This is a genomic window from Roseateles sp. UC29_93, from assembly GCF_042695725.1.
Lineage (GTDB): Bacteria > Pseudomonadota > Gammaproteobacteria > Burkholderiales > Burkholderiaceae_C > Roseateles > Roseateles noduli_A.
In genome coordinates, this window is the sequence record NZ_CP170545.1 from 2140937 (window position 1) to 2162195 (window position 21259).

Genomic DNA, 21259 nt, shown 5'->3' on the forward strand with positions numbered 1-21259 from the left:
GCGGTCAGGCGTTCAGAGTTCGATGATCCCGCGCTTCAACGCGATCGTGACCGCGTGGGTGCGGTCCTTCGCCGACAGCTTGCCCAGGATGGTCCGCATGTGGACCTTCACCGTCTCCTCGGTCAGCGAGAGGTGCTCCGCCACCTCCTTGTTCGCGTGACCGAGCGCCACCAGGCGCAGCACCTGCGTCTCGCGCAGCGACAGCGCACGGCTGCCGGCATGCTGCGCGATGGCAGCCTCGATGGCCGGCGGCACCATCATCCGGCCGGCATGCACGCCGCGGATGGTGTCCAGCAGCTCGGTGCGCATCAGCCCCTTGAGCAGGTAGCCCACCGCGCCGGCCTTGATCGCGCGCGCGGCCTGGAAATCGCCGGGAAAGGTCGTGAGGATGACGATCCGCGCCTGCGGGAACTCGCGACGGATGGCCGTCATCGCCTCGATGCCGTCCATGTCCCGCATGCGCAGGTCCATCAGCGTCACGTCGGGCTGGTGCTGGCGGAAGCGCGACAGCGCCTCCAGGCCGGTCGTGGCCTCGGCCACCATGCGCATGTCGGGCTCGGCGTCGATGACCGTCGTGATGCCGCTGCGCATCAGCGCATGGTCGTCGACGGCCATCACCGTGATGGGGGAGGAGATCGGGGCGGAGTCGTTCACGCGCGGTCAGCGGTCAGGTCGGGAGCGCCGGCTCATGGGCGCAAGGGCCGAAGCGTAGCCGCAGCCGACGGTCCGGATCGCCCCTGGGGCTACTCCCGCTCCCTCGAAAGAGTTAGCCCGGAGGTGTCGCGCCGGCGCCTCGCGCCACCCCCGCGGCTCGCCCGATCCGCCCGCCGCTTCTGCTAGTGTTCCGGCCCCATGACGTTGTCGCTCGTGATGTCCGCTCCCATGCGCCGTACGCCCCGGGCTTCGCCGGCGGCGACGACGGCGTTGCGCGCGATGGCGACGCTCATGTCGATCGCGAGCGGGGCCTGGAAGGCGGCCGGGATGGCGGTGCTGGCCGCGACGCTGCTGCTGGCCGCCGTGCCGGTCCGCGCGCTGGACCACGGGCTGGCCATGAACCAGTTCCATCACCGTGCCTGGACCGCCGAGGACGGCGTGCCGATGGAAACCTGGACCATGGCCCAGACGCCGGACGGACTGCTCTGGATGGGCGGACCGAACGGCTTGACGCGCTTCGACGGCGTGCGCTTCGAGCGCTTCCGCCCGCCGCCGCCGCAGGAGTTCCCGTCCGGCACCGTGGCGAAGGTGCTGGCGACGTCCGGTGGCGATCTGTGGGCCGCCTTCTTCCCGCGCGGGCTGGTCCGGATCCGCGGCGACCAGGTCTGGCGCGTGCCGGTGACGGAGGCGGTGGCGACCGCCCGCATCCGGTCCATCGCCGAGGATGCGGACGGCGCGATCTGGGCGGGCGGTGCCACCGAGCTCTTCCGCTTCCAGAACGACCGCTGGGAGCGCATCGACGCGTCGTGGGGCGTGGAGGGCCGCGCCATCGACGGCGCGGTCGTCGACGGGCGCGGCACCGTCTGGATCTGCGACAACGAGCGCCTGCTCGGACTGCCGCAGGGCGAGACGCGTTTCCGCGCCGTCGGCGACTGCAAGGAGGCGACCAGCCTCCAGGTGCTGCGCGGCGAGACCTGGCTGGTCTTTGCCAACGAGATGCGCAAGGCGCCGGCACTGTCGCGGATGGCCATCGCGCGGGACCCGCGGCTGTCGACGCGGCGGGGGTCGTCGACCGTGGTGGACCGCGACGGCAACCTGTGGACCGTGTTCTGCCCGGCGGGCCTGTGCCGCCGCCGGCTGCCCTGGCCGCTGGAGGGTGACCGCGTGCCGCTGACCGGCGAGTACGAACGCTTCGCCGCGCCGGAGGGCCTGTCGGGCGACTTCGGGATGATGATCCTCGAGGACGTCGAAGGCAGTCTGTGGGTCGCGACCAAGACCGGCCTGGACCGCTTCCGGCGGGCCGCGCTCGTGCCCGCGCCGATGCCGCGCGCCACCAGCAATTTCGCGCTCGCGGCGGATCCGGGCGGCGGGGTGACGGTCGCGGCGTACTCGCCGGTGGCATCGACCGTGTGGCGGCTGTCGGGCCCTGCGGGCGAGGCCGAGAAGCTGCCGGCGCCGGGCGCGCAGATCACCGCGGCGGGCCGCGACGGCCAGGGGCGGCTCTGGCTGGTCGGACCCGCGGGACTCTGGCGCCGCGAGGGCGCGCGGTGGGAGGGGATTCCCAGACCGCCGGGCGTCGGGGAGCGCTGGATCAGCGGCATCGTCCCCTACGGCGACGGCTTGATGGTCGCCTTCCAGCGCGGAGGCGTGCAGACCTGGGAGGACGGCCGCTGGCAGCCGCTGTCGTTGCCGGGACAGCCGTCGCCGCTGGAGGCCGCGGTGGCGTGGGCCGGCGACGGCACCTACTGGTTCGGACTCAAGGACAACCAGGTGCTGCGCTGGGCCGACGGCAAGGTGCGCAGTTTCGGGCCGGCGCAGGGCGTGGATGTCGGCGACGTGCTGCTGGTGCATGCCGGCCGATCGCGACTGCTGATCGCGGGCGAACGCGGCGTGGCGATCCTGTGGGACCACCGCTTCGTGCCATTGGCGACCGAGGTGCCGGAGACGCTGGCCGGCGTGTCCGGCATCGCCGAGACCGCGGACGGCGACCTGTGGCTCAACGGGCGCAAGGGGGCGGTCCATGTCCGGCGCGAGGACCTGCTCCGCTTCCTGGGCGATCCCGGCGAGCCGCTGAAGGTGGAGGTGCTGGACACGCTGGACGGCCACCCGGGCGGCGCCACGGCCTTCTGGCCGCAGCCGAGCGTGGTGGAGGCCGCGGACGGCCGGTTGTGGTTCGCGGGCACGACCGGCGTGGCGTGGCTGGATCCGCGGCGGTCACGGCGCAACGCGGTGCCGCCCGTGGTGCGGATCACCGGGCTGCGCGCCCATGGCGTCGAGTACGCGCCGGGCGCGACGGTGACGCTCCCGAAGCACGCCGAGATGATGGAGCTGCGCTTCTCCGCCGCGAGCCTCGCGGTGCCGGAGCGGGTGAGCTTCCGCTACCGGCTGGACGGGGTCGATACGCGCTGGCGCGACGCGGGGCCGCGGCGGGAGACGGCCTACAACAGCCTGGGTCCGGGCAGCTACCGCTTCCACGTGCTGGCCATCAACAGCGACGGCGTCGCGGCGCCGCAGGAAGCGATCCAGGACATCGTCATCCCGGCCGCCTGGTACCAGACGGCGCTGTTCCGCGTGTTGTGCGTGGCGGCGGTGATCGCGCTGATCTGGGCCTTGCACCGGCTGCGCCTGAGGCAGGCCGCGCGGCGGGCGCGCGAGAAGATGCGCACCCGCATGGCCGAGCGCGACCGCATCGCCCGCGAGCTGCACGACACGCTGCTGCAGGGCGTGCAGGGGCTGATCCTGCGTTTCGAGGCGCACTCCGCGCAGCTGCCGGCGGCGCATCCGGTGCGCGCGGCGATCGATGCGGACCTGCTGATGGCCGACGACGTGCTGGATGAGAGCCGCCGCCGCGTGATGGCGTTGCGCGGCTCCCAGCCAGGCAGCGCGAGCCTGCCGAGGGCGCTGGAGGACATCGCGTCGCAGCTGGCGCGGGACTACGACGGCGAGTTCCGTCTGGAGATTGTCGGCCGCGAGCGGCCGCTGCGGGCGGAGGTCCGCGATGAGCTGCGCCTGATCTTCGGCGAAGCGCTGTTGAATGCGTTCAGGCACGCGCGGGCGAATCGCATCACGATGACCTGGCGCTTCGGATGGTGGCGACTGCGCGTGGAGCTGCGCGACGATGGCGAAGGCATGCCGCCGTCGCTGGCCGCGAGCGGCCGACCAGGGCACATGGGACTGGCGTCGATGCGGGAGCGCGCGCGCGCGGTGGGCGCGCGCTTGACGATCACCAGCGCGCCGGGGCAAGGCACGAGCGTGACCTTGACGATGCGTGCATCGCGCGCGAGCTGAACGCTGGCAAACCCTTCTGGAAAAGCATGCACATCGAAATCCGTTTGACAGCGTTCTTCTCGCATGGCGATGAGCGACGGTTCTTTGAAGGGCTGCGAGAGCTCGACTGCATCAAGGATTTCAAAGGTGTCGGCCGGGGCCTGGTGCTGAATGTCGAACTCAATCGACTCAGCAAGGAGCGTGTCTTCGAGTTGATGGCCTTGTTGTGGCGGTATGAGATCGATCTGAGCCCCTTGCGGGAACTCTCGAAGAAGGAGAAGTTCTCATGGATCTTGCGACCGGATTTCTATTGGCATGAGCGTCTGTGTCGATGAGGCGAGCTCGGAGATGCAAGGCCTTGAAACGATCTTCAGTGGGGCTCGCGTCGCGCAGGAACGGGTGAGACAACCATGATCATGAAGACAAGATTTCGTGAGGGTGCTTGGTTTGCCGCCGCCATCGCAGCGGCGTTGGTGTTCATCCCCTCCGCTTTTTGCCCACAAGCTCGATGGATGGAATGCCGCCAAGGAGCTCCTGCCTGCCGAGCAGGCGCTGGTCGCCGCATGCGGCAAGGAGATGCGAGTGGACCTCAGCAGATGGTTCTATACGTACCAGTTCTCCGGCGACAACGCCGAGGCGAAGTTTCGAGGGCGGGTGACCAGCCCGAGTTGCGATCGAGGCTTCACGGTCGAGCTGCGGAGCAGGTCCGATGCATGGAAAGTCACCAAACTCTCCATGACTTGAAGACGCTGCGCCCGATGGGCGCTGATCTCTTCCAGATCATCGACCTGCAGAGGGATTCCCTATGAGTTCAAGACTGATTGTCCTGGCGACCGCCGCCGCGCTGATCAGTTGTCGGCGCAAGGATGGTTTTCATTCCGCCGCTCTTTGCGGATAGGCTTGACGCTTGGGATGCTGCTTGTGTCAGCTTCATGGAGAAGGCACGCCAATGGATCGTCAGACGGGATTGAAATGGCTGCGTCGCGCGGCGAAGGGCGGTCATCGGGACGCGGCTCGCATGCTGACTGCGGCGACAGAACGCTCTGCGCCGGGTGGAAGTGACCTCGGCGGTGCGGCCGGTGCCGCCGCGGGCAGCGCAATGGTTGAGGCGGTCAAATACGGGAACGACTGCGGATGCAAGAAGTGAACAGATACATGAAACTCGCCGGGACGCTTGGACTCGGAATCTTGTTGATACTTGCTGGCGCAGGCGCGGTCTTCGTATTGCGGTGGGCCGTCGAGGCGATGGGCTATGTGGTACCGCCATTGCTATTCCTCGCCATCTTCTGCGGCGTTATCGGGCTGACGGTTTCGGCCGCAAACCAAATGTGGCTGAAACAGGGCCACCGACTGGGCTTCATCAAGCCAAAGAAGGCGCAGGACTGAGTGCGTGGGCTAATGAAGGGGATCGCAAAGACCCTACCCGTGCCAATGTTGGGCGTGGTGCTGGTTGCTGCCTTCCTGGTGGCATGCGGAGCCAGCGATGACGGGCGCAACCTGCCTGAAAGGTGGAATCTCGCCTTCGGTCAAAGGTCAATCGGCGAGATCGTGGAAAAGATTGGCGCCCCGCAGGAAGACGCGTCATCCAAGCAGTTCCTGAATTGGGTCGAGCCGACACCGGCCGGCAAGCGCTTGCTGAAAATCATCTGCCCGATCAAATGCCAGGCCAATGAAATGCCAACAATGGTGCTCTTCATCGTCCATCGCGGTGAGGACGACAAGCAGGTCCACCTGAAGGTGCTGTTCGAAGCCAAGTCGGGGACGGTTCGAGGGGCGGTGCAATGAAGAGGTATCTGCGCCTTCTCCTTGCCTTTGCCGCCGGTGTTGCACTACAGGTGTCGACCATGGTTTCGATCCATTTCCTTCAGATCTGGCTGCCTGCGAACGGCGTCATGGTGTCGGAGCAAGTCTTCCTGGGCGTTTCATGCGGGGCCATGGTTCTTGCATTCGCAGTAGGCGCGAAGTTGTGCTTGCGTGAGGCAAGGAGGCTCGGCCCGGCACGTCCCGGGCCAATGGACAGGATGAGATGAAGACCTCACGCGTTTCTCCTTTCTGCCGGGCAGCCATGACTTGAAGACGCCTTGCGGGATGAGCGCTACGCTCCTCCAGATCATCGACCTGCAGAAGGAGCCCTCATGAGTTCGAGACTGTTCGCGCTGGCCACCGTGACCGCCGCCGCGCTGATGTCGTCGCTGGCCATGGCGCAGACGCCCGTCGTCGACGCCGCCGTCTCCGCGGCGGTGGCGGATGCGACACGACCTGCCAAGGACGTCCAGCAGGACGCCTCGCGGCGACCGGCGGACCTGGTCGCCTTCTCCAAGGTGAAGCCCGGCGACAAGGTCATCGACGCCGTGCCCGGCGGCGGGTACTGGACCAGGATCTTCTCGACGCTGGTGGGCCCCAAGGGCAAGGTCTACGCCTACGTGCCGAGTGAGTTCGCTGTCTTCAAGTCGAACCCGGCCGCCACCGCGAGGGCCATCACGGCGGAGCCCGGCCATGGCAACGTCGAACAGACCTCGAGCCCGCTCGCCGAGCAGCCGCCGGCGTCCATCCACAACACGCTCGACGTGTTCTGGACCTTCGAGAACTATCACGACTTCCACGACAGCTTCATGAAGGGCGCTGACGTGAACGCCTACAACAAGGCGGTCTTCAGCCTGCTGAAGCCGGGCGGGTACTACATCGTGGCCGACCATTTGGCCGTGGCGGGGTCAGGTCTGAAGCACACCGAAGACCTGCATCGGATCGACCGTGAGACGGTCAAGGCCGAAGTGGAGAAGGCCGGATTCGTGCTCGACGGGGAAACCGATGCGCTGGCCAATCCCGCCGACGACCGCACGCTGAAGGTGTTCGATCCGGCGATCCGGGGCAAGACGGATCGCTTCGTGCTGCGGTTCAGGAAGCCGGCGCAGTAAGCGCTGGCGCCCCGCGCCGCCCGCGCTCGCGGATGCGGATGCGGATGCGCGGCGCCTGCGGCCTCGATGGCGACCTCGTGTCGCTGCGAGGCGCTCGCGGGATGCGCCGGGGAATGTCGCCGCGTGGCTGGTCGAGGAGGCGAACTGACAGGGCTTCTGCGCGTCGAACACGGGACGGCCGGTGACAGCGGCACAGCCGAGTCCGGGAGGGAAAAGATCGGCAGCTCGGGGGGGCCAAGTTCAGCCTTCGTCCGATGCCGGGTCGGGCGTGTCCTCCATAAGGTCTCCCTTCCCGGCCGCGCATCGGCGTGGACTGGACCACTTTTAGGAGACCCCGGATGGCCGACCACGATGCACGGGCCCGAGCGCCAGAGTCCCGCCGCGGACCCGCCGCGGAACGCTCATCGCCTGGCCATGGCGGGGCGATGGCGGGAAGCTGTTGCCGTCTCTCCCCGCATGGCGGCCCAACGACGCGCGCTGCAGGGCGTCCTTTCCGCCTCCCCCCACCACCGGACGATCGGCGCCCGTCCAGCGCAAGCTGAACGTGACGTCGCCCGAGCAGGACGTCCTCGCGACCCTGGCGACCGTCATCCAGTTTCGCGACTACATCTGGGCCGCTTTCCTGGCCGGGGGCCGCCGCCCCCATGACGCCGAGAGGCTGGAAACGGTGCCGGAACGCTTCTGGATCTGGGAGCCGCTGCATGACCACCTGAAGCCTCTGCTGGCGGAGGAGCCCACGGCGGTCGGTCATGACCAGTTGAAGCAGGACGTCGACCGGCAGATCGACAGGGAAGCGCAGGAGCAGCGTCTGGATGTCGAGCGGCTTGGCACACTCGATCGCGACGGAAAGCTTCCGAATCACCATGAGGCCCCCACCTTTGGCGAGGAGATCCAGCCCGAACTCGGCTACCGGGCGAAGGGCCCCGTCGGGTACGCCGAAAAGATGATGGGGAAAACCGACGCGCCGGATGACTTTCGCAAGACGTTGCAGGGCGTGGAGGACGTGCTCCTGACCACCGGCACGCTCGAGGAAGCCAACGAAGCACTCGTGAACTGGACGCTGGTCCCGGGGCCCGAGCAAGGTCCCTCCGATTCCCAGCGACGGCCGGGACTCTCGATCATCAACTACTCCCAGTCGATCTACCGGAACGGCTCGAAGCTGGCGATCTGCGGCATCCGAGGGAAGTTGCTGATGGACCAGTTCGCCTTGTCGATCCGCGAATACAGCATTGCGATGCTCTCCAAGGATATCAAGCTGGAACTGAGGCACGTCCAGGGCGAGGCGCTGCTGCACAACTACGGGCGGCTGCTCGAGTTCTTCAAGACCCATGTGGATTTCCAGAAGGCCGACACGATCGTGTTCGGCTACGCCAACGCCTTCAAGACCGAACATTCCGGGATGAAGACAATAGCGACCGGAGAGGCTCACGGTTGGGTGGCCACGCTGTTCGAAACAGAAGACGGCCGTCGTTTCGCCGCGTTGGATTCGGACACCCAGCACTCGTACCACGGCGAAGTGCTGGCCGAGAACGTGAAGCGCCTGTTGCTGGCGCCAGAGGGGCGCGCCGTCACTCAGGTGTTGATCGGCGGCTCCGCCGGCTCGCTCGTGGGCCCCGAGGAACAACCGCGGGAGGACGAGCAACGCCAGTCGCTGGACGGTGAACGGGAGGGCCCCGAGACCCTGAGGCACAACGGGCTCTACGTGCCCGAGGGCATCCTCCGGCAGGACGGCTACTTCAAGAAGAATGCCCTGCATCCGGGTGACGTCCAGGGCCAGGACAACTTGGCGACCTTGCCGGGCTCCATGCACGCCAGCGTGATTTCTGTCCTCGCCGAGACGCCGTCGGTGCTGTCCGACCTCCTCAACTACGGCATCCGCACCGTGGACATGGAATTTGGCTATGTGGCGCTGGTGCTGGGCGAACCGAAGGAACCAGAGCAGGTCGAAGACAAGCAGCAGTCGCAAGAACGGCCGCGCGACCTGGCCTATGTGAAGTTGGGTATTGCCTGCCTGGTGACGGACTTCCCGAAGACAGGCGCACACGGCGTGGCGCTCGCCGAGAAGGACGAACAGGCCAAGACCAAGACGAAGCTGCAGTTCGTCCAGTCCGTCCTGAATGCCATGAAGAAGTGAGCCCATCGGACCTGGCGTGCCCCGCCGCCACGCCCATCGACACGAATGCCTCGGGGCCTTCCCCTGGCGGTTGTCGGTTCTCACTCATGCGAAAACTGGTCTGCCGGCGCGCCGCGGGCTTAGCCACGACCACCTCAGTGCACCTTGAACCGCCGTCTCACTGAAGGTTGAATATTCCGGATTCCGTTTCGTTCAAGATGAAACTTAAGCGGCGCACCCAGCCGCCTATGGTTCGTGCAAGCGCCTACTTCACGCTCCACGGTACGAGCGAGAGCGTCGCGCCGAGAGCGAGAGCGAGGATCATCAGGCCGACCCACCACCGATCGAATGGAGGCCTGCGCTGCGCGACCAGCATGACCGAGCCGAATCGGTCTTGCCTTCTCGTCGAGACAACATTGCGGGCCGGCCGGCTCCTTGTCAGGCCAAGCTATCGAGCACGGCTTGAAGATACAGGCGACATTTGGCCGGGTAATGCTTGATCTTCAGATCCTGAAACCCCACTCCCACGATGCGCCCCAAGGCATCGGGTTCGAGGAAATACATCGCGCCTTCCAAAGAGAGCACCTTGTCGTCGACCAAGCGCTGTCGCAGGGCCTCGCCGAGCGGACCCTTGGTCATTCGAAAGTGCTCAACCTTGCCTTTGAAACGAGCAAGGCGGCCTTTGCTGTGTGAGCGAAAAGAGATGCACAGCCGGCGTAGTGCCCGTTGGGCGTCTGCCATGCGCGGATCCGGATCTTCTGCCTCCTCGGTCGAGAAGGGAGTCCAGGGGTAGGCCTTAGATCCGGGCCAGATGACCTGTAGGGTTGCGCCGTGTCGCACGAGGGGAGGCCGCAAGCCGCCTTCTGTCAGCGCCTCGCGCGCCTCCAGAACAATGGTCTGGTCGATCGCAGCCGTTGCGGGGTCCGGCTTGACGACCAGCTCGCTGCAATTCATGACGAGAGCGCCAGCGCGTAGGGCAATGGGCGCCGCGAATTCGAGCTGGCCCCCTTCGCCGCACTCGACCTCAGTGTTCTCGGCGTCGACGTTGATGCCGGTGACCCTTCGACCGAAGCGGAGCACGCCGCCTGGCACTGTGTTGAAGTCGTAGTGCTTTTCTGAGCCGGATTGCTGGACCAGCGCCATCTCGACGTCGAGCGCATCCTCGCCGTCCGCCGAAAGTCGGACGATGTCGCCCGCGCCAGCCATGGCTTCCAGCGACGCGTAGAGAAGACCGACATGGGAGGCTGGAATGGGGCCATTGCCAGAGGCCTCGCGGTAGAACTCGAGCAGGAAAGGATTAGGTGTGTTGGGGCCGCTGCCCGCGAAGCGCTCGGCGGCCTTGGCCACATCATGATCGGCGCTCGTCAGCGCCGCAGCCAGGATGCTGGCTCCAAAGACGGCACTGGAAGGCTTGAGTTCCTTGGTGTCCAGGAACGGGTGCTGGGGCAGCAAGCTTTCTACCGCTTGCTCATATGGCGCCACGGCATGCTGGGGAAGGCCGACCGGAACTTGTGGTTTGCCCGTCTTGAAGATACGTGACGCGAGCCGAGCTAGTTGCTCGCCTGGGCCGTAGAGACCTGTGGCATCGAAGCCAGCAACACTCTCCGCCAGCTGTGTGGCGAGCTTTCCAGACTCGCGGATCATGACCTGTGAGGTCACGCGACCGAGAACCTGTCCTTCCAGGATTGAACGGGTCGCATCGCTGATCTTGGCCGGGTTTGGTTCCGATGCGATCACGGTGGCCACCGCTTCTCAGCACCGGGGCGTAACCCGCGAATTGCGGTCCGTCGGCATGTGTGACGTCCGTGAGGTGCTGCACGAGAAAATCCGCAGCGTCGCGGTACACCGAATCATGCGTGGCGAGCGTCGTGGCAAGGTGTGGAAAAAGCTTGCGAGGCGGCCCCTCTTCAGTGGCGCTCGACAGCCGCTGCAGCGCTGCAAGGACAAAGTCCTTGGCTCGGTCGGCGTTGAACAACTGGATGTCGAAGATCGGCGGCGTCAGGCCAGCACGCTCATTGAGGATAGTCCACGCTTCTTCGACGATGCCAACCCGTCCGAGCAGCACGACCGGCACGCCGCGCTTGCCGGCGACGTTGGCCACGTCGGTCAGGAAGTCTTCGAACGATGACTGGGTGACGCGTAACCTGGCCTCATCGAGAGCGTCGACAAGCAGCGTCGAGGTGCCGACTTGCCAGGAATTCCAGAGGCCAGCGTTGACCAGGCCGCCGACAAGGTAGTTGCCCGCGACGGTAGCGGCAATCGACAGGTCCAGGTAAACGGCGTTCGTGGCAGCGCAGATCTCCCGAGCCAACGTCGACTTACCCACCGCCCCGGAAGCCGCAATCATCCAGACGCTCTGCGTCAGGTCATCGAAGCCGTCTCGCAACGAGAGACTGGCTTCAACGAAGGACGGCGCGTGTTCGACCACGGGGCTCCATCCCTTGAGCACGCCCGCGTGGCGTTGAGGCGCGACTGACGCAAACTTTGGGCGCCAAAACGCCTGAATTGAATAGTCCATGAACCTCTCCCTGATTTTTTGGAATGCCCGCCCAGCAATGCCGCCGACTTAACAACAGCGCCGAGTGGTGGGCCAGCCAGGGGGAGCGTACGGCCTAGGCTTCGTCTGTCAATCGTGATGTGCTCGGACAGCGTAGCCACCCTGCGCCACGGCAGCTCTTTGGCGGTATTGTGGCCGCCGCTGCGAGTCATCTTGACCTAGCAGAGCACGAGCAGAGCTGTATGAGTTCGACCGGCCATGGCGATCAAGGTCTTGGAATACGCCGCATGTCGAGGCCACGAAAATTCATCTCTTCAAGAAAGTGCGTGAACTCTTCCATCAGTGGAAGAACAACATCCTCGACGTAGCCCGGACCGCCTTCTACGAAGTGTGGAAGGGTCCGCCGCAGGATGTCCGAACCTCTTTGGAGCAGATGTTCTTCGGGCAGCGAGCGGAGATAAGGGTGGGCTCGGTACTCGCGGCGCCACCACTCGTGCCTGGGAAGCTGTGCGGGCGGCGCTTCAAGCGCCTCGCGCATCGTCGTGAACTTCAGCTCCGACGCATCCGATATTTCGCTTGACCCGCTGACGCCGCCATTCGCGACAGCCCACCTCTGTACCAGGTCGTGATGGAAGTCCTTAAACCAAGGAAACTTCCGGGCAATGTCGTTGTCGATCAGCATGAACGGGGCTGCGGGCCGGCCCTCGACGGCTCCGACGGAATGGCTCTCAAAGCAGAGGCATACAAAGTCCAGCTTCTCCGCTTCGCTTTTCCCCGTGCGGGGGGCGTCGCAGTAGCTGTGCGACGCGATGACCAACCACATAGGGGTCGAGGATCTCGATGGAATCGTTCAAGATCAGGAGTACGCCTGCGGCGTCTGGAAGATCAAGTGCGCGGCGAGTGTGCGTCACCTGTTCTTCCGCGGAGCGGACTGCAGTTTCGACTGACCGCCCCAGCGCGTTGACCAGCCTCTTGTAAATGGCGTCGCCATCTGAGAGGTTCGATAGCACCTTGCGCACATTGGCCTTGCCATAGAAAAGAGGCCAGTCGCCACGCGTCCGATGCTGATCGCCCAACGTCTCAACCTTGTGCGACGGGTCATCCGTGAGCGTTTTGATCTCGACGATGACCTTGCGATTCGCAAGCAGATAGTCAGCCTTGCGCCGATTCTTCCCGTCATCCGGCAGCTGCAGTCGGTCTATAGACTCGGCGGCTGACAGACCATCGAGGAAACGGGTGAACCGTGCTTCAAGCGTTTCGCTGTCCATGAGAAGCGCTCAACCTCGAGAACGTTTGGGGTCAACACTGCGCGGGTAGGTGCGTTCCTCCTGGAACTGGTTATCCATCTTTTTGATCTTCACCGAGGCGCCCGCACCGGACGCCTTCGCAAGCACGCCGCCTTTGGTGGCTGCCTCCTTAGTGTCGAAGCGTTTGACCACGCGATTCGTCGCATCATTTGTCAGACGCCAGTCTTCCTTCCTCTTGTCGTAGTCCAGCGTAAATTTGGTCAGCTTTGTCATGATGCCTCCCGAGATGGAGTCGCAAATATCGCGAGGCTGAGGACGCGCGTCAACGATCTTGCTGTACTGCTCACTTCATGTTGACCGGTGGCAATGCGTTGGAGAGCCGTGCCCCGCACCAGCATGGACTTTGGTGGCGAGCGAGGCGGAGCCCGCCGTAGAGACATCTTCGCCCGCAACCCCGCCATTGGGGCGTACACCAGATCGGCCGTCATCTTGAGGTGCCCACGAGTTCGCGAGCGCAGGGGACTCGGCCGCTCGGTCATCTACCGCATGATGCCGTCCGGGCACTGCAATCGTTCAAACTCTGGTGGATCAACGTGGTGCGCACTATGGGCATCGGCCCCAACGAGACAACCACCGAAACGCAGCCGGCCGCCGCCTCAACAAGGATAGCGATCCTTGATGTGATCGTTGTAGTAGCTGCCTTTCGAAGCCGCTCGTATCAGTCCGTCGAATACGTGCTGAGGCACGCCGCAGAAATCGTAGGTGTGGCCCTGAGCAAAGGTGATCTTCATGCGACGGGTATGGGGGTCATAGCCGACGGCCACCATGGCGGAAGAGCTCACTCCAATCATCTGCATGACATGCCCTCGTTTTCTAGACTGACGCGATGGCGCCATCGCGGCGAATGCAGGACCTTACGCTCGGCAGCTCGGTCTCCCAACCAGCGCTCAATTCGTCGCGCTAGGTCCACAGGCCATTCCGCTACTTGAGACCAAAGAGCCTCAGCTGTACGCTCAACAAAACTGAGCCGGGAGGACTCAATGGCCACAGCAAAAAAGGCAGCAGCTGGGACGGCTGCATCATCCATATCTTTGGTGCCGGAAGACCCCAAGACTCCGCGCCCGAGGCTTCATAAGCTAATCATTAAGAACTTCAGGGCAATCGGCCCCAAGCCGGTTGAGATTGAGCTAGACGAAATTGTAGTTCTGGTGGGACCGAACAACGCTGGTAAGAGCAGCATCCTGCGCGCGTACGACGTGGCCATGAAGCAAGGCTCTACCGAGGGCAAGCTCCAGATCGAAGACTTTCCTAACGGCAAGGTTCTTGAAGTGGCACTACCGGAGATCGAACTCCAAACGATCGTGTTCGATAACGCTCCTGGTGACCGATGGTTGGCACCCACCGCTGACGGGGAATGGCTAATTCGCGAGCAGTGGGTGTGGTCTAACCCCGGCGAGAACCCGAAACGGCGGGGCTTTGACGTAAAGAAGGGGGACTGGGACGAAGCCGTTCCATGGGGCGCGCCCGCGATCGCTAACGCCAGAAGGCCTCGGCCCCATCGCATTGAAGCCTTTGCGTCACCGGATGTCCAAGCAAAGGAAATTGCATCGCTGCTTATCGATGTCCTCATGGACAAGTACAAAGGGTTTAAGACCGATCCAGCGCAGGAGAAATCAGACTATGAGCTGCTGATTGCGCAGATTTTCGGCGTTTCAGAAACGAGTGGTCGACTCAGCGACCGGGGAAATGCAGAAGATTGAGGCGGAGGTTTCGACTCTGCTTGAAAAGGTTTTTCCTAAACATCGCATCAAGCTGGATGCTAGGGCGGAAACCGACGTCGACAAGGCGTATACGCCTTTCAAAAGCGGCGCCGAGGTGCTGATGGGGCCGGACGGAGGCTACTTCGGCAAGGTGGCGCAGCAGGGGAGCGGCGCACGACGGACACTGCTTTGGGCCGCGCTTAAGTATTTGACCGAAACTGAGGCCGCTAGACAGCCAGTTCACGGCCGCACGTCCTGCTTCTCGACGAGCCTGAGATATGCCTACATCCGAATGCCATCCGTGAGGCCCGCGAAGTCCTCTATGCGCTCCCGGAGACAAAAAACTGGCAGGTGATGATTACAACGCACTCCCCAGTGTTCATCGACCTTGCGAAAAACAATACGACGGTGATTCGCGTTGAGCGCGGGCAGGACGACGCAATCAGAAGCGTGACGTTGCATCGCCCATCCAAGATTAAGCTGGATGACGATGACCGTGCAAATCTCAAGGCACTTAACGCCTGTGATCCCTACTTGAATGAGTTCTTCTTTGGTGGGGATGTTGTCGTCGTCGAAGGGGATACCGAGTACACAGCCTTCCAGCTATTGAAGGCCAATTTTCCAACGAAGTATCGAAATTTGCATGTGGTTAGGGCCCGGGGAAAGGGGGCAATTCTCACCGTCCTGAAGATCCTGAATCAGTTTTCTGCAAGATATGCCGTGCTTCATGACTCCGACGTGCCGCTGACCAAGAATGGAACCGCCAGCCCCGCCTGGGGGGCTAACACTTCCATTCGTGATGCGATCGAAAGCGGTGCGGCGGCAGGCGCAGTCGTGCACATTGTGTCCGTGACCAACTTCGAGGTTGCGCTGTTTGGAGAAGAAGCGGCGGCCAACAAGCCCTACAACACCCTCAAGAGGCTAAACGATTCCGTCGCCCTGCAGGAGCGGGCCTGCGGCCTGCTCGATGCGTTGCTAGATCCCGCACAGCTGGTCGGTGAACCGTTCCATAGATGGACGACATTGGCCGACCTTCAAGCGGCCATTGCGGGCCCCGCCCCAGCATGAGCCGGCGTACACAGCCTGAGCCGGCTCCGGCCTGAATTGGCACTCGTCAGGCGAAGTCGAGCTAGGTGTGAGCGGTTGGTGGCCAACGTCCTTTAGGACTAGTGAAGTGAGCCGCGTCGATCGGGTGCGTCCCCATCTCGTAAGGCTTCGTACGAAGCGGCGCGGACGCGATGAATGAGATAGAGAATCCAAGCAGCAGCATTCGCGGTTCCGTAGACCTTATCGCCCGCGCTTTGCGGTTCCTAGGGGCAATGACGGCGGGCGTTGAGTGGATGTTGCTTGAACTCAGGCCGTGTTTGACCCGGGTCATTTCCGTGGAAACTGACCCCGTGTTGATTGCCGCCGAATCCTGACCCACCGGCCGCACTGATTTCCGTTCAAACCTGACCCACGTATGAACCCTAGCCTGCCGCAACTTGCGGCAGGAGCATTGGAGTGATTGACGTGGCGACACTAAGTGTCATCAGGCGATGGGCCCTGCGTGAGCAGTTGTCCATCCGAGAGATAGCCCGGCGCACCGGCCTGTCTCGCAACACCATCCGGAAGTACCTGCGCAGCGACGACAAGGAGCCGTCGTACGCCAAGCGAGAGAGCCGCAGCCGGCTCGATCCGTTCGCGGAGAAGCTGGCCCAGTGGCTCAAGACCGAGTCCGGCAAGAACCGCAAGCAGCGGCGCACCTTGAAGCAGATGCACGCTGAGCTTATGGAACTCGGCTACGACGGCTCCTACAACCGCGTGGCCGCCTTCGCGCGGGACTGGGCGCTCAAGCGCCAGGAGGCCCAGAAGACCACGGGCCGCGGCACCTTCGTGCCACTGGTCTTCGAGCCCGGCGAGGCCTTCCAGTTCGACTGGAGCGAGGACTGGGCCGTGCTCGCCGGCGAGCGCACCAAGCTGCAGGTGGCGCACTTCAAGCTCAGCCACAGCCGGGCCTTCTACATGAGGGCCTACCTGCTGCAGACGCACGAGATGCTGTTCGACGCTCACAACCACGCCTTCCGCGTGTTCGGTGGCGTGCCCAAGCGCGGCATCTACGACAACATGAAGACCGCCGTGGACAAGGTCCTGAGCGGCAAGGCGCGCGACGTCAATGCGCGCTTCGCCGCGCTGGTCAGCCACTACCTCTTCGAGGTCGAGTTCTGCAACCCAGCCTCGGGCTGGGAGAAGGGCCAAATCGAGAAGAACGTGCGCGACGCCCGGCACCGGCTCTGGCAGCCCGTGCCAGCCTTCCCCTCGCTGGACGCGCTCAACGTCTGGCTGGAGGAGCGCTGCAAGGCGCTGTGGACCGAGATCTCACACGGCAAGCTGCCAGGCACCGTGCACGACGCTTGGCAGGAGGAGCGGCCGCTGCTGATGCAGTTGCCACGCCCCTTCGACGGCTTCATCGAGCACACCAAGCGCGTCTCACCGACCTGCCTGGTCACCTTCGAGCGCACCAGGTACAGCGTGCCGGCGTCGTACGCCAACCGGCCGGTGAGCCTGCGCGTCTACGCCGACAGACTCGTCGTCGCAGCCGAAGGCAACATCATCTGCGAGCACCAGCGGTTCATCGACCGCCGGCACGACACGCTCGGCAAGACGATCTTCGACTGGCGTCACTACCTGGCGGTGCTGCAGCGCAAGCCTGGCGCGCTGCGCAACGGCGCGCCGTTTGTCGAGCTGCCGCAGGCCTTCAAGCGGCTGCAGGCCGAGCTGCTCAAGAAGCCTGGCGGTGACCGAGAGATGGTCGACGTCCTGGCGCTGGTCCTGCACCACGAGGAGCAGGCGGTGCTGGCAGCCGTCGAGCTGGCCCTGGAGGTCGGCGTGCCGACCAAGATGTACGTGCTCAACGTGCTGCACCGGCTGGTGGACGGGAAGGCCGCGCCACCGCCCGTGGACGCCCCGCACGCGCTGCGCTTGACCAACGAGCCGCAGGCCAACGTGAACCGCTACGACGCACTGCGCGAAGAAAGGAAGGTCCGCAATGCGTGACTCAGCAACCAACGGGCTCATGACCGCGCTGCGCGAGCTCAAGATGTTTGGCATGGCGCAAGCCGTGGGCGACCTGGCCGAGCAAGGCGCACCGGCGTTTGAAGCCGCGCAGCCCTTCCTGGCTCAGCTGCTCAAGGCAGAGTCCGCCGAGCGCGAGGTGCGGGCCGTCGCGTACCAGCTCAAGCAGGCCAAGTTCCCGGTTTACCGTGACTTGGCTGGCTTCGAGTTTGCGCACAGCGAGGTGAACGAGGCGTTGGTGAAGCAGTTGCACCGCGGCGAGTTCATGGACCGGGCCGAGAACGTCGTGCTGGTCGGTGGGCCGGGCACGGGCAAGACCCACCTGGCCACTGCCATCGGCGTGCAGGCGCTAGAGCATCACCGCAGGCGAGTGCGCTTCTTCTCCACGGTAGAACTCGTGAACCTGCTGGAGCAGGAGAAGCTGAACAACAAGACGGGCCAGATGGCGCACCGGCTCGCCCATATGGACCTGGTGATCCTCGACGAGCTCGGTTACCTGCCGTTTAGCTCATCGGGCGGCGCGCTGCTCTTCCACCTGCTGAGCAAGCTCTACGAGCGCACCAGCGTCGTCATCACGACGAACCTGAGCTTCAGTGAATGGGCCAGCGTCTTCGGCGACGCCAAGATGACCACAGCCTTGCTGGACCGGCTCACCCACCACTGCCATATCCTTGAAACCGGCAACGAGAGCTACCGGTTCAAAAACAGCTCAGCACAACCCACCCAGAAGGAGTCCAAAACCAAGAAGTTACCCACAGCCTGAGCCTCAGTGGCTCGAACAAGGGTGGGTCAGGATTAGATGGAAACGGCGGGTCAGGATCGAGTGGAAATCAACAGGGACCTTCGAGGTGCGTGCGTTGGTAGGGAAAAAGACCCCCACCGCCTCCCCCCGGGTCTCAGGCGAAATAAGGGGGCCATGTTTTGCCAACGGGGTCACCGTCGGGGGAGACGCCGCCTAGACATTCAGTTTGGGCTTGGGCTTGGGCTTGGAGCGAGTTCCGCCCGTTCCGTTCCGCCTCGCCCCGCGAACCTGAAATGCCGGCCACCATTTGCCGAGGCGCTGCTTGATCGTCGCCAGCACTGACTCTTCCGTCTGGATCGCATGCAGGATATGTGAAGGCACCTCGGTAAAAGCGTGGTGCGCCATACGCTCTGGCGAGATCCTGATGAACTGCCTAATCTCGACCGGTGACACGGGCTTCGTGCTATCTGCTTGGAGGTCGAAGACGCAGATGTACGCATTGAGCAGCGGTTCAGCCGGCGCCTCGGGGGCCACTCGCAGACGTTTCACCTCTGCAGACTCATCCTCAAGCTCGGGGGCGCCAAGGAAGGGCTGCCACGAGTCCCATACCGACTGCGGAATCGCAAGCACCGTGCCAGCGGCTGCAGACCCTTCTCCCGCAAGGCGAAACTTGAGAAGCATCTGATAGAAGGTGCGCTTGAACACGTTGGCGATGTTCGGCCCCTCTACTTCTTTGCCCGCCCATCGCTCTAGATTGGCGCCCAGCGCATCCGCGAAGGTTTCCTCGTGCAGACGTAAGCCATCGCGAAGGTTGCCGACCGCGTGCTTATAGGTCCCGTGGTAATCCATCGTCTGCAGTTCGAGGATGCCGTAACGGGAAACAGCAAATCCGCCCTCTCCATCGGGCTTGATCTCCACGATGGTGACGTCGAACGACATCTCAGGCGACCGATGCGTACCGATCACAGAGATTTCGCCGCCGAGCTTGTCTTGGAAGAAGACATAGCCGGAGCCATCGCGATTCACACGATCAACGAATGCCGCAAGCTCGGCCTCGTCGCTAAGGATCGGCACTGGGATAGGCTCGACCGGCTCCGATAGTCCGAAAATCATCTGGCACCCCCGGATGACGATTGAAGAGCTGATCACCCGGTATGGGCACACGAGCCAGTCCTGCCTCGAACCGTTGCTGGAACTGCTGATGGTGCAGACGCCTTTGCTGTTCTCGTTCTTGACGCAGTTCGTTGGTCGATGGAGGACATCGGTGAGAAAGGGGCACTGATTCGCGCAGGATCCCGACACCGCAGGGTAGGAGAGCCTTACCTGAGGATAGATCCGCTGGCCAAACCACTCACTGACGTAATTTCCGCGGCTGTTTGAGGTTGCCATTCAGCTTGGTCTTTTGCAGTTGCACGAACGTCGGTTGCGCATCGAACCCGATTGCGTTTCTCCCATGTTCCAGGGCCACCTCTAAAGCGCGGCCTGTTCCCGAGAAGGGATCCAGCACCTTCCCACCTGGCGGGCAAGAGGTGAGGATTCGGGGCTCGATGAGATCGTGCGGGAACGTAGCGCTGTGCCCACCTTCGCCGGGCGCGACGTTCACCGTCACGACATCACCCGCCCTCGGCTCTGCATGAGAGATGTCGTAGTAGTACGTCGCACGTCCCGCTGTGGGCTTCTTCACAAAATGGAAGAAGTGCTCGTGCGCACTCTTGAGTCGATCGACTTCGGGACGTGGGACCGCGTTAGGCTTATGCCAGATCACGTCGTTCCGAAGGATCCAGCCCCGTTCTTGCATGGCTATGGCGAATCTCGCGGGGATCAACATGAGATTCTTCTCCGCACGGATGCCTCCCATGGGAGTTTTGCGACGATACCGCTCGTCGGAGCCTAAGCCTTGGCGTCCCTGCTCTCGAATGCTGGCCCACCGCGCGAAGTACGTGTCGCCGATGTTCACCCACATGTTGCCTGACGCCTTTAGACCTCGCTTCGCCTTATCGAGGATCTCAGCGAGATGTTGGACGAACCACTCAGGATAAGGTTCGAGGCCCAGCAACCCCCCACTTGATCGATACCAGTCATAGCCTGGGCTGTCCGGGCCGATCTCGCGAACAGTTGGAATGTCGTTGAATAGATCCCAGTTGTGCGGCAGGCCATAGTCACGATGACCCCAATACGGGGGCGATGTGATCACAAGATCAACCGAGCTCTTCGGTAGTTCGTCAAAGAGGTCGAACGCATCCCCGTGACGCACCTCAGCGGTTGGCGTTACTTTTTTTGCTCGCTTCCCGGTCCCCGGCGCAGCTACCACATGTTCTTCCATCCAGTCATTCTATGAGCCGCCCTTAGGTTGACGCCAACGTGGAAACACCGGCGCGGCGCGTCTACGCACAGGGAGGCTTCTCGCGTCGTGAGGAGCTCTAGGTCAAGCCTCTGCCCTGCCGTTTGGCTTCGAGTTTGCACACAGGGAGGTGAACGAAGTGCTGGTGAAGCAGTTGCACCGCGGCGAGTTCATGGACCGGGCAGAGAACGTTGTGCTGGTCGGCGGGCCGGGCACGGGCAAGACCCACCCGGCCACGGCCATCGGCGTGCAGGCGCTCGAGCATCATCGGCGACGGGTGCGCTTCTTCTCCACGGTGGAAGTCGTGAACCTGCTGGAGCAGGAGAAGCTGAACAACAAGACCGGCCAGATGGCGCACCGGCTCGCCCACATGGACCTGGTGATCCTCGACGAGCTCGGCCACCTGCCGTTTAGCTCATCGGGCGGCGCGCTGCTCTTCCTCCTGCTGAGCAAGCTCTACGAGCGCACCAGCGTCGTCATCACGACGACCCTGAGCTTCAGCGAATGGGCCAGCGGCTTCGGCGACGCCAAGATGACCACGGCCCTCTTGGACCCACTGCCATATCCTTGAAACCAGCAACGAGAGCTACCGGTTCAAGAGCAGCTCTTCACAACCCACCTCAAAGGAGTCCAAGGCTGAGAAGTTGCCCACCGCCTGAGCCTCAGAAG

At 63.6% G+C, this 21259-nt stretch carries 21 protein-coding genes and 1 pseudogene; 14 read left to right on the top strand and 8 right to left on the bottom strand.

Annotation, left to right across the window (positions count from 1 at the left end; genetic code table 11):
* Positions 1-12: 12 nt before the first annotated feature.
* Positions 13-615 carry a response regulator transcription factor gene (locus tag ACFJIX_RS09970; RefSeq protein WP_377161704.1) on the bottom strand — a complete coding sequence of 201 codons (603 nt, stop codon included), beginning with the start codon at positions 613-615 and terminating at the stop codon, positions 13-15.
* Positions 616-882: 267 nt separating this feature from the next.
* On the opposite strand from ACFJIX_RS09970, the gene ACFJIX_RS09975 reads away from it, so the two are divergent.
* The 7 genes from ACFJIX_RS09975 to ACFJIX_RS10005 all read left to right on the top strand — a co-directional run bounded on the left by ACFJIX_RS09975 (position 883) and on the right by ACFJIX_RS10005 (position 8970).
* A complete protein-coding gene (locus ACFJIX_RS09975; RefSeq protein WP_377159576.1) occupies positions 883-3942 on the top strand; it encodes an ATP-binding protein in 3060 nt (1019 codons plus the stop codon).
* A gap of 26 nt (positions 3943-3968) precedes the next feature.
* Positions 3969-4256: a hypothetical protein gene (locus ACFJIX_RS09980; RefSeq protein WP_377159578.1), complete on the top strand. Its 288-nt coding sequence runs from the start codon at positions 3969-3971 to the stop codon at positions 4254-4256.
* A gap of 103 nt (positions 4257-4359) precedes the next feature.
* Positions 4360-4665, top strand: a complete 306-nt coding sequence (locus ACFJIX_RS09985) for a hypothetical protein (protein WP_377159580.1) — start codon at positions 4360-4362, stop codon at positions 4663-4665.
* 390 nt (positions 4666-5055) lie between these two features.
* Complete coding sequence (locus ACFJIX_RS09990; RefSeq protein WP_377159582.1) at positions 5056-5307, top strand: hypothetical protein; 252 nt, start codon at positions 5056-5058, stop codon at positions 5305-5307.
* Between the two features lie 45 nt (positions 5308-5352).
* Positions 5353-5706, top strand: coding sequence for a hypothetical protein (locus ACFJIX_RS09995; protein ID WP_377159584.1), 354 nt, complete (start codon positions 5353-5355; stop codon positions 5704-5706).
* Positions 5707-6056: 350 nt separating this feature from the next.
* A complete protein-coding gene (locus ACFJIX_RS10000; protein WP_377159586.1) occupies positions 6057-6836 on the top strand; it encodes a class I SAM-dependent methyltransferase in 780 nt (259 codons plus the stop codon).
* 544 nt (positions 6837-7380) lie between these two features.
* Positions 7381-8970 (top strand): hypothetical protein, encoded by a 1590-nt coding sequence (locus tag ACFJIX_RS10005; protein ID WP_377159588.1) that lies wholly within the window; start codon positions 7381-7383, stop codon positions 8968-8970.
* A gap of 417 nt (positions 8971-9387) precedes the next feature.
* Here the strand turns inward: ACFJIX_RS10005 and ACFJIX_RS10010 are convergent, their stop codons facing one another.
* Positions 9388-10695, bottom strand: coding sequence for a hypothetical protein (locus tag ACFJIX_RS10010; RefSeq protein ID WP_377159590.1), 1308 nt, complete (start codon positions 10693-10695; stop codon positions 9388-9390).
* Here ACFJIX_RS10010 and ACFJIX_RS10015 point away from each other — a divergent pair.
* Positions 10688-11077, top strand: a complete 390-nt coding sequence (locus ACFJIX_RS10015) for a hypothetical protein (RefSeq protein WP_377159592.1) — start codon at positions 10688-10690, stop codon at positions 11075-11077. The genes ACFJIX_RS10010 and ACFJIX_RS10015 overlap by 8 nt on opposite strands.
* 634 nt (positions 11078-11711) lie before the next feature.
* Here ACFJIX_RS10015 and ACFJIX_RS10020 read toward each other — a convergent pair.
* From ACFJIX_RS10020 to ACFJIX_RS10035, 4 genes are all read right to left on the bottom strand, one after another.
* The gene (locus tag ACFJIX_RS10020) at positions 11712-12128 is read right to left on the bottom strand and encodes a hypothetical protein (RefSeq protein WP_377159594.1); all 417 of its coding nucleotides are present in this window, start codon (positions 12126-12128) and stop codon (positions 11712-11714) included.
* A gap of 46 nt (positions 12129-12174) precedes the next feature.
* Positions 12175-12714 carry a hypothetical protein gene (locus ACFJIX_RS10025; RefSeq protein ID WP_377159596.1) on the bottom strand — a complete coding sequence of 180 codons (540 nt, stop codon included), beginning with the start codon at positions 12712-12714 and terminating at the stop codon, positions 12175-12177.
* Positions 12715-12723: 9 nt separating this feature from the next.
* On the bottom strand, positions 12724-12966 hold the full coding sequence (locus ACFJIX_RS10030; protein ID WP_377159598.1) for a DUF2188 domain-containing protein: 243 nt from the start codon (positions 12964-12966) through the stop codon (positions 12724-12726).
* 383 nt (positions 12967-13349) lie between these two features.
* Positions 13350-13550, bottom strand: a complete 201-nt coding sequence (locus ACFJIX_RS10035; protein ID WP_377159600.1) for a KTSC domain-containing protein — start codon at positions 13548-13550, stop codon at positions 13350-13352.
* Positions 13551-13733: 183 nt separating this feature from the next.
* Here ACFJIX_RS10035 and ACFJIX_RS10040 point away from each other — a divergent pair, with 183 nt between their 5' ends.
* The 5 genes from ACFJIX_RS10040 to istB all read left to right on the top strand — a co-directional run bounded on the left by ACFJIX_RS10040 (position 13734) and on the right by istB (position 18270).
* A complete protein-coding gene (locus tag ACFJIX_RS10040) occupies positions 13734-14453 on the top strand; it encodes an AAA family ATPase (RefSeq protein ID WP_377159602.1) in 720 nt (239 codons plus the stop codon).
* A complete protein-coding gene (locus ACFJIX_RS10045; RefSeq protein ID WP_377159604.1) occupies positions 14440-14808 on the top strand; it encodes a hypothetical protein in 369 nt (122 codons plus the stop codon). Before ACFJIX_RS10040 ends, ACFJIX_RS10045 begins: the two co-directional genes overlap by 14 nt.
* A complete protein-coding gene (locus tag ACFJIX_RS10050; protein ID WP_377161706.1) occupies positions 14751-15521 on the top strand; it encodes an ATP-dependent endonuclease in 771 nt (256 codons plus the stop codon). The genes ACFJIX_RS10045 and ACFJIX_RS10050 overlap by 58 nt, the downstream gene beginning before the upstream one ends.
* Before the next feature lie 435 nt (positions 15522-15956).
* Positions 15957-17489: an IS21 family transposase gene (gene istA, locus ACFJIX_RS10055; RefSeq protein WP_377155422.1), complete on the top strand. Its 1533-nt coding sequence runs from the start codon at positions 15957-15959 to the stop codon at positions 17487-17489.
* On the top strand, positions 17482-18270 hold the full coding sequence (gene istB / locus ACFJIX_RS10060; RefSeq protein WP_377155421.1) for an IS21-like element helper ATPase IstB: 789 nt from the start codon (positions 17482-17484) through the stop codon (positions 18268-18270). Before istA ends, istB begins: the two co-directional genes overlap by 8 nt.
* A 192-nt stretch (positions 18271-18462) precedes the next feature.
* Here istB and ACFJIX_RS10065 read toward each other — a convergent pair whose 3' ends face one another.
* Both ACFJIX_RS10065 and ACFJIX_RS10070 read right to left on the bottom strand, forming a co-directional pair.
* Positions 18463-19638 carry a hypothetical protein gene (locus tag ACFJIX_RS10065; RefSeq protein ID WP_377159606.1) on the bottom strand — a complete coding sequence of 392 codons (1176 nt, stop codon included), beginning with the start codon at positions 19636-19638 and terminating at the stop codon, positions 18463-18465.
* A complete protein-coding gene (locus ACFJIX_RS10070) occupies positions 19601-20572 on the bottom strand; it encodes a DNA-methyltransferase (protein WP_377159608.1) in 972 nt (323 codons plus the stop codon). The genes ACFJIX_RS10065 and ACFJIX_RS10070 overlap by 38 nt, the downstream gene beginning before the upstream one ends.
* A gap of 124 nt (positions 20573-20696) precedes the next feature.
* On the opposite strand from ACFJIX_RS10070, the pseudogene ACFJIX_RS10075 reads away from it, so the two are divergent.
* Positions 20697-21249: pseudogene (locus ACFJIX_RS10075) on the top strand (ATP-binding protein); the annotation flags it as partial.
* Positions 21250-21259: the final 10 nt, after the last annotated feature.

Excerpts from the sequence above, each read along its gene's own strand:
- ACFJIX_RS09995 (WP_377159584.1), top strand. The coding sequence starts at position 5,353 with ATGTTGGGCGTGGTGCTGGTTGCTGCCTTCCTGGTGGCATGCGGAGCC.
- ACFJIX_RS09980 (WP_377159578.1), top strand. The coding sequence starts at position 3,969 with ATGCACATCGAAATCCGTTTGACAGCGTTCTTCTCGCATGGCGATGAG.
- ACFJIX_RS10045 (WP_377159604.1), top strand. The coding sequence starts at position 14,440 with ATGCAGAAGATTGAGGCGGAGGTTTCGACTCTGCTTGAAAAGGTTTTT.
- ACFJIX_RS10020 (WP_377159594.1), bottom strand. The coding sequence starts at position 12,128 with ATGCTGATCGACAACGACATTGCCCGGAAGTTTCCTTGGTTTAAGGAC.
- ACFJIX_RS10025 (WP_377159596.1), bottom strand. The coding sequence starts at position 12,714 with ATGGACAGCGAAACGCTTGAAGCACGGTTCACCCGTTTCCTCGATGGT.
- ACFJIX_RS10000 (WP_377159586.1), top strand. The coding sequence starts at position 6,057 with ATGAGTTCGAGACTGTTCGCGCTGGCCACCGTGACCGCCGCCGCGCTG.
- ACFJIX_RS09990 (WP_377159582.1), top strand. The coding sequence starts at position 5,056 with ATGCAAGAAGTGAACAGATACATGAAACTCGCCGGGACGCTTGGACTC.
- istB (WP_377155421.1), top strand. The coding sequence starts at position 17,482 with ATGCGTGACTCAGCAACCAACGGGCTCATGACCGCGCTGCGCGAGCTC.
- ACFJIX_RS10065 (WP_377159606.1), bottom strand. The coding sequence starts at position 19,638 with ATGGCAACCTCAAACAGCCGCGGAAATTACGTCAGTGAGTGGTTTGGC.
- ACFJIX_RS10070 (WP_377159608.1), bottom strand. The coding sequence starts at position 20,572 with ATGGAAGAACATGTGGTAGCTGCGCCGGGGACCGGGAAGCGAGCAAAA.
- ACFJIX_RS09970 (WP_377161704.1), bottom strand. The coding sequence starts at position 615 with ATGGCCGTCGACGACCATGCGCTGATGCGCAGCGGCATCACGACGGTC.
- ACFJIX_RS10035 (WP_377159600.1), bottom strand. The coding sequence starts at position 13,550 with ATGCAGATGATTGGAGTGAGCTCTTCCGCCATGGTGGCCGTCGGCTAT.
- ACFJIX_RS10030 (WP_377159598.1), bottom strand. The coding sequence starts at position 12,966 with ATGACAAAGCTGACCAAATTTACGCTGGACTACGACAAGAGGAAGGAA.
- ACFJIX_RS10040 (WP_377159602.1), top strand. The coding sequence starts at position 13,734 with ATGGCCACAGCAAAAAAGGCAGCAGCTGGGACGGCTGCATCATCCATA.
- ACFJIX_RS09975 (WP_377159576.1), top strand. The coding sequence starts at position 883 with ATGCGCCGTACGCCCCGGGCTTCGCCGGCGGCGACGACGGCGTTGCGC.